Origin of the sequence: Mucilaginibacter polytrichastri (assembly GCF_001911425.1) — a bacterium.
Taxonomy (GTDB): domain Bacteria; phylum Bacteroidota; class Bacteroidia; order Sphingobacteriales; family Sphingobacteriaceae; genus Mucilaginibacter; species Mucilaginibacter polytrichastri.
In genome coordinates this window covers 1,669,479-1,676,740 of the sequence record NZ_MPPL01000001.1, presented here as the reverse complement: position 1 = coordinate 1,676,740, position 7,262 = coordinate 1,669,479, and the positions used below count along the sequence as shown (strand labels likewise).

At 39.7% G+C, this 7,262-nt stretch carries 8 protein-coding genes; 4 read left to right on the top strand and 4 right to left on the bottom strand.

The window, feature by feature from the left end; all coding sequences use genetic code 11:
• Nucleotides 1-243 precede the first annotated feature (243 nt).
• From RG47T_RS07230 to RG47T_RS26650, 4 genes are all read left to right on the top strand, one after another.
• On the top strand, nucleotides 244-657 hold the full coding sequence (locus RG47T_RS07230) for a plasmid mobilization protein (RefSeq protein ID WP_074488799.1): 414 nt from the start codon (nucleotides 244-246) through the stop codon (nucleotides 655-657).
• On the top strand, nucleotides 654-1,535 hold the full coding sequence (locus tag RG47T_RS07225; protein WP_074488798.1) for a relaxase/mobilization nuclease domain-containing protein: 882 nt from the start codon (nucleotides 654-656) through the stop codon (nucleotides 1,533-1,535). Before RG47T_RS07230 ends, RG47T_RS07225 begins: the two co-directional genes overlap by 4 nt.
• Nucleotides 1,536-1,585: 50 nt before the next feature.
• The gene (locus RG47T_RS07220; protein ID WP_074488797.1) at nucleotides 1,586-2,035 is read left to right on the top strand and encodes a hypothetical protein; all 450 of its coding nucleotides are present in this window, start codon (nucleotides 1,586-1,588) and stop codon (nucleotides 2,033-2,035) included.
• Between the two features lie 85 nt (nucleotides 2,036-2,120).
• Entirely contained in the window at nucleotides 2,121-2,315 is a 195-nt protein-coding gene (locus RG47T_RS26650; protein WP_139235640.1) for a hypothetical protein, read from the top strand.
• A 232-nt stretch (nucleotides 2,316-2,547) separates the two neighbouring features.
• Here the strand turns inward: RG47T_RS26650 and RG47T_RS25675 are convergent, their stop codons facing one another.
• From RG47T_RS25675 to RG47T_RS07190, 4 genes are all read right to left on the bottom strand, one after another.
• Nucleotides 2,548-3,354 (bottom strand): HTTM domain-containing protein, encoded by an 807-nt coding sequence (locus RG47T_RS25675; protein ID WP_139235641.1) that lies wholly within the window; start codon nucleotides 3,352-3,354, stop codon nucleotides 2,548-2,550.
• Nucleotides 3,344-3,802, bottom strand: coding sequence for a hypothetical protein (locus RG47T_RS26010; protein ID WP_074488794.1), 459 nt, complete (start codon nucleotides 3,800-3,802; stop codon nucleotides 3,344-3,346). The genes RG47T_RS25675 and RG47T_RS26010 overlap by 11 nt, the downstream gene beginning before the upstream one ends.
• Before the next feature lie 187 nt (nucleotides 3,803-3,989).
• Nucleotides 3,990-5,078: a hypothetical protein gene (locus RG47T_RS07195; RefSeq protein WP_074488792.1), complete on the bottom strand. Its 1,089-nt coding sequence runs from the start codon at nucleotides 5,076-5,078 to the stop codon at nucleotides 3,990-3,992.
• 107 nt (nucleotides 5,079-5,185) lie between these two features.
• Complete coding sequence (locus tag RG47T_RS07190; RefSeq protein ID WP_074488791.1) at nucleotides 5,186-6,760, bottom strand: DUF3289 family protein; 1,575 nt, start codon at nucleotides 6,758-6,760, stop codon at nucleotides 5,186-5,188.
• Nucleotides 6,761-7,262 lie beyond the last annotated feature (502 nt).

The window sequence follows — 7,262 nt, the reverse complement described above, 5'->3', positions numbered from 1 at the left end:
ATCGCAACAGCGATTATCGGGGAACCGCGAAAGCGGCAGGCCGCTTTTGGCGGGGCAGCACCAAAGGTGCTGCATCAACAGCCCCCGGCGTATAGCTACAGCGATACAAGCCGGGCAGCGGAACAAGCCATTGGCCTGTAAGCGGAGCCAGCTATGTTTCGGCCATGCCGAAACTTGCTGGCCCCGCTCATGCTATCGCATTCGGGGGGATTTTTTTGAGGATTTTTTAACGAATTGAAGCTTATGGAAAGTGCGGTTAAAAAAACAGTAAGTACAAAAGCCCCGGCCCCGGTGGGCCGGGCAAACCCGGGCGGCAGGCCGAAAGTGCCGCATAAGCGGCGCACCGCCGTGAGCGTGATGTGCACGCTCATCGAGAAGAAGATCATCGAAGCCAACGCTAAACGCGTCGGCATGAACCCATCGGTCTTCCTGCGGAACCTGGGATTGAACACGCGAATAGAGTTGCGGATAAAAACCCTGCCCAAGCCGGTTTTGGAAATGCGCGGTACGCTTAATCACATCGCCGCCAACCTCAACCAAATTGCAAGGAGGCGCAACCGGGGCGATGACCTGAACGCGATGGAAAGAGCCATGCTCGACCAGGATGTTAGAAGCTTACGGGCATTGGTGAAGAACATTAACACCTATGTATCATGATCGGGAAAGTCGGCACAGGCAAAAGTTTCCGTGGCGTATTGCACTATCTCTTTGAGGGCAGGTGGCAGGAAAGTAAAGAACTGCAAAAGCAGGAATTGGAAAAAAAGCTGGTCGAGGTGATCGCCTATAATCAATGTTTCGGGAGCCGTTTGGAACTGGTGCGCGAGTTTATAGAAGTAGCCAAGCTGAACCCCAATCAATCCAAACCGGTGTTTCACTTTTCATTAAGCTTCGCCCACAGCGATGCCGGGAAGTTAGGCTTGCAGGATAAGATCGACATCGTTGAAAAACTCGCGGAAAAGTTTGATTTTAAAGATCACCAGTATGTGGTAGTTGCACACCAGGATACTCAGCATGCCCACCTGCACATCGTGGCAAATCGGATTGGCTTTGACGGCAAGACCGCCAGTGACAGCAACAGCTATAAGCATATAGCCGAGTTCGCCCGCAAGACAGAACTGGAATACAAATTAGAGCAGGTATTAAGCCCGAACAAGTTTTTAAAGCCGGAGCAAAGGATTGCACAAAGCCAGCGGATTGACAACCGTAAGGAGGCTTTGAAAAAGCACCTCGGGTTAGCGATCAAACAAAGTACCGATGTGCAGCAGGTCAAAAAGTACATGGAGCAGCGGGGTTATGAGGTAGAGGTAGGTCGTGGCATCGCTTTTACCGATGCGCAGCACGTCCGTTTCAAAGGCAGCCAGGTCGGCTTTGCCCTGATGGATATTGAAAAAAAGTTAAAACAGGAACAGCTTTTACGTCAGCAAGAACAAAACAGGCAGGCGCAATTATTAAAACAACAGCAGGATGAATTAAAGAAACAGCAAGAGCCCGAAAACGAACAAGTACATCGGTATACACAGCGCATAGGCCGTTAAGGTACACTCGATTTACAGTAAACAATTATGAACCATTTAAAGATGACATCATGAAACCAAACGAAGAAACCCCACTGGATGAAATGACATTAACAGCTGTACTGAGTGATCATGTACAGGAATTAAAAGATATTAACGATTTTATTAAAAGGCAGCAAAATCAAATAGAGCAAAAAGATAAATTATTGTTAGAGAAGGAAAAACTGTCCCAGGCTTTATTGAATAATTTTGAAGCAAAGTTCAAGAGCATTATCATACAAGCCCCTAAGGCCGATTTGTCGGAAGTCAATGCTATACTGGATAAAGGATTGACCAATATTAACCAAACGATTCAAAAAGGGCCGATTCCGATTACCCGGCAGCTTCGGCTAACATTATTTCCTGAACAGATCAGGAGTGTGGAATATGTTAAGGCGGTACTAACCAGGGTAATTTGGTGTATACTGACACTGGTCTTTATGGTACTGGCTTTTGAACTGCTGAAAATGAGGATGAAATAATTGTAGATCGTGTAAAAATAAAGCCTTCCGACAGCGAGTGCCGGAAGGCTTTAATCTGGTTCTTATCACGATTGAAAAGCAGTGCTTGCCAGTTCATTCTACCACCATTGGTCGCATTGATATACCCTTCCTCTATCGGCTTGCCATTAATGCTATAGGTATGAACGATGGTAAAGCATTTATCGACTTTTTTGTACTCCTTTACAACGCCGGTATACACCTCGCCAGTCAGTTCAATGATCACATCCCGGCTTATAGCGCAATTACTATAAACAGGTAGAACGAACGAAAGAACATCTTTTAGGAGATATTCTTTCAACTGGCAAAGGGGACCTTTTTGGATAGGCCGATAGGGGACATTTTAGTGCGTTTTATATCCAAAATAGTAAATAAGATTCCGAATATCTGTCGAGTATGTTTTGAAGTTCAGACACGTTTTATTTATCCGATATGGCCATATTAAAAGACGAGTATGGCGTTTTTCATGCTATCCAATGTAATTTAATATTTGCCTACCCAATTCGGGAGTTTGTATAAATTAAACAAGGCAAAAAGGCTGTAAAAGTCCAAATAAAGTTATTTAAACCCATGAAAACACCAGTTGAGATATGAAATACCAATCCAATTGTTAAATAAATAAACAACAATGGTTTGGGCAAGAATGGTATTATAAAACTGCTAAGCTGCCAGGCAATAACTATTTTACTAGAAATATTGAATATAATATCTGGTGTATTTCTGAATGTATATTGCAGACTGCGGTTGGTCGGATTTCTGCCCATTAAGGTCATTTTTAAATAATAGCCATTTATCCATTTTCTTTCATAAATTTTTAGAAGTCCAGAAGTGAAATAGCTGATGATTAATACAATTGAAAAAAAGTAAATGATCATATTTTCGTCAACACCGTATTTCGAAAAAAAGTGATTGATTGATAAACCCAGTAAAGCAACATTATTTAGCTGATCTGCTGCATTCGCCATTGAAGAAGCACGACTATAAATGAGAAAGCTTGTAAGAGCGAGAACTACTGTAATGAAAAACCCATCTTTAGAAAGTACAAAGGCTGGTAGTAGCAAGATTCGGAAAATATTTAGGTAGATAAATCCGGTCTGGTTAAATAAATAATTAAAGTATTTTCCTTGAAAATAACGGTATTGTGACTTCGTTTTTGTGAGCCTCCAATAAAGCAGCCCTGAGATTCCGAATTGTTTATGATTAATTAAAAATTGAATACTTGACACCAATAAAGAAGCTGCGATAAATAATCTTAAAATAAACAAAACGTGATGCGTGTTGGCGGAAAAGTCATAATACATGGACACGGGATTTAAATAACACCTTTTCAATACCGTTATAACTGTTCAAAATACAAAACTGGATCTTATCCCCTTGGTCATGCTTGGGAGGAAGAGCTTGTGTTAGATAATTTAACAGCAAATTATAATTTGAAATACTGAGCTTACCGTTGGGCCGATAACGACACATTGAATTTATGCACTTGATAATTCTTCTGTTGGAATGCAAAACGTTATCCGCTTTAATATATATCAGATCATCAGTGAACTTCGCCGCATTTGCAATATCTAAGACCGTATACCTAATGATATAAAGGCCTAAAAAAGGCTTTGGCGAAAAAAGATGGAAACTGGGCACCAATCCCCAGTGATTAAATTTCTTTATTTTCTCGTTGGACGGATTATGAAATTGGTACATAAAAATTACGACCAGCCAACTTGTTAATATAACAGTTTCAACATTCTTCATTTTGCAAAATGTTAAAGGCGTTCCATGAGGCGACAGTTTTTTTCTTCATTTCAGGCAACAGAATGAAATACATAAATAATAAGGGAGTTACTGCCTTTCTTTGGATTAATTTTTTGGAGGAAACCTGCCGGGATGCTCAAATTGTGTTCAGGAAATTAACCATGTACAGTTGGTTTCCTTCACTTTTTTAATTATTGATACTTATTGACCGAGGATCATTAATTATAATTTCAGGTTTTCCCTCTAAACTAATCAAGGTTCCTTTTACATAGACAAATTTGTTTTGGAAGAGCATCTCAGGTGAACTATGGAAGGACTGCATAACCTTGCTACTGATTTTTACAATTAGTTCTTGATTAGGATAAGCTTCTCCCAAATACAAATAAGTTATATGCTTCAAAGAGTCAGTTCTGATTTGAAAAACTTTACTTCCATAGTAAACCGAGTGTCCGATGCTTTTTAATAAATTACTTCGGTGAGCCAAATTCCCTGTGTCGGGTCTAACATGCGAAATACCCGGGTTTGATGACTGTAACTGGGGATTAAAAACATAATTTAATACCATAGCCAAATGAATACCAGCATTCGACTGGAGAGATTTATTCAAAAGTTCAAACATGGAATTAGTCATAATGTCGTCGTGAGGATGCTGAGCAGCTAATTCTAACATCGAATTATGAACCTGAAAACTATCATAAATCCAATTATCTACATCTTTACTTTTAAAGGTCGTCATTTCACCCGCGTCGATAAAAGTTTTCATGCCTTTAATGCTCGGGCTTTCCTGCATCTTAAACAAGCAACTGTCCAATAACACACTGAACCTGATTGGTTTACCATTGAAAATAACACTGGTAATTTGTTTGTTTGAGCCAATATTTACAGGACGATGTATATATATAATTAAGGCAATAAGTTCTTTTAAAACATTCGCTCTATTAACTTTTGAATCTGTTTTTAACAGTGATAAATCATGTAAAATCTGAGTTTTTAAATTAGGTGAGGCTGTCGTAGCAATTTGCTTTAGAAATTTATCTTTCGGCATATTTGCTGTAAGTATAAATTCATTAAGGCTTTTTTTATCAGTCAATTCGTCAAAAGAGGTTGGTTTCTTAAGCATTTCCGAGAAGTTACGTTCGCCAATAAGACTATAGATCTTATCAGCTGACAATTTACTTAAATATTTTTTTGCAATTTTCTCAATTCCCTGGCCTGATGCCACTTGCCCTAAGACAATCATTAGGACTAATAAAAGAAATTTCAGGTTTGTACGCATTGGAATTTTAATTAAAACCAACCTATAAATTATTACAGGCTGGTTTGTTTTTATTCAGTTTACTATGAAAGCGTTAAATTTAATCTAAAACATCAAAGGGTTTACGCTTAAAAAGTACCGGAAATTTCCCATTTGGTATTAGCGATAGTTTGAAAAGGCCTGTAGTTCCTGTTGTGTTGTAAGATCCACCACGCGGCGAAACCGTTGTTCACAGTTTGATATGTTAAAACATCGTGTCTGTCCAAGCCAAAGTGATCATGAATTCTCACCGTAATTTTAGCAGTATAAGTACGCGATGTTAAGTCAACCTGATAGTCAGTCAAAAATATTTCTGTGTATTCCGTATCGTCCATTAATATGGTTAAGCCATGGAACAAGTTGTATAATCCATTGAATTTTGGCCTATAGGTTAACAGGATATCAATTTTGTTAATATCTCCATTTACACCGGATAACGCTTTACCTAAGCCTTTTCTAAAGGTTTCCACAAAATTATGAGTAACTGCACTGGATTGAACATAATTGTCCAATACCGGGTCTTCAAAGTTCCCCCCTTCGTTAGACTGGAATTTATTAATCATCTTATGTCCAACCGCCTGTAAATCTGAATTGTAGGTCGTAAAAAAATCAAATAAGCTGCCCATGTCAGTAAACAAACCAGCGTCTGATTTGGCCAACTCTTCCTGACTAACATCTGTGATATCGCCATCATACCCATGCTGCATATCCTCTTTATTGTTTCTATCAATAGTGATAGCCAACCGCCGGTATGTTGTAGTGGGTGGAATGGCTGTAGTATCGGGAAAGTCCAACCCTGTTCCATCTGAAAAAATAGGCGTTTCTTCAGGAACATCCTGAGCTCCGCTATTATCGAAATCACCATCGTTAGATTCACCATCCTTAACAATACCAAAAACCGTAGCCGGATCGTCCGTGACAACAGTCCTATATATTGTACCACCGTCGGGTGTGGTTTCACCGGAATCTTCATTATTACTCACAGTCGGGTCTATAAAGGTTCCTCCCGTATCTGCCGGCTCATCGCTGCTACCAGAAGAATTACTATTATCTCCCGTACCTGTATCATCTGGGACTGTACCTGGAGTAAGGGGCGTTGAATAGGCAAAGTTCCATGACCATGTACCATCACTATTATTGACCCTGTTGAATGTGTAAGAGTAATTGTTGCTATAAATGATCATTGAACTTCTGTCAGGAGTATATCCTACAGTCTTATCATTTACATAACCATTGGTGTCTAAATTAAGATGGTCTAATAAATTTTCCCCTGCTGGTTGACTCCCGTCATCATTGTAATTATTTGTCCATTGATCATTCTGGTCTTCGTCCTCATTTCCGATTTCCTCAGCACCCTCTTCATCACCTTCTTCAGCACCCTCTTCTTCACCTTCCTCAGCACCTTCTTCTTCGCCTTCCTCAGCACCCTCTTCTTCGCCTTCTTCGTCGCCCTCTTCATCACCTTCCTCATCCCCTTCTTCGCCGCCCCCCTCTTCAAAGCCTCCGTCTTCGCCCTCCTCAAGGCCTTCTTCGTATCCTTCCTCAAGGCCATCTTCGTAACCTTCCTCATCTAATTCCTCTTCGGGTCTTGGAACTAACAGTTTGGAATCCTGTTCAGATAATTGATTATCAGAAGCCTGATCTTTTAAATCTAATTTTTTCATAGGTAGTTTTTTAATTATAAGACTGATGGTTAATTAGTGAATAAATAATAAGCCGGTATCTGCAAAGGAGAATAAGCGGGATTTACTTCAATTATGTTGAGAGGAATGTGATTGATATTAACGTTATGCAAATTATCATTGAATTATGAACATTAAATGAAATTTTAATTAAATAATAAACCACGGGTTAAAATACGGCATGCGCGAGGGTGATTTTCACCTGTAGAATTGCGATAACAATAATTAATTAGCGTTCGTCAATGATGTGATATGGAATGGTTTTACTGTTAAGCTGACAGCTTGAAAGCATTAAGCAGGAAGCGGTAAAATGATCGCAAAGCGGTTAATAACAAACCTCCGGATCATATTAACCGGAGGTTTCTATCTTTTAACTGACTTTTGATTAACGGTGCCGCCATAAGATAAAAGAACGGTACACAACGATGAGCGATCAACAAAATCAGGCTGGTATAGCTTACTTGCGTCGGTACAACTATCTGGA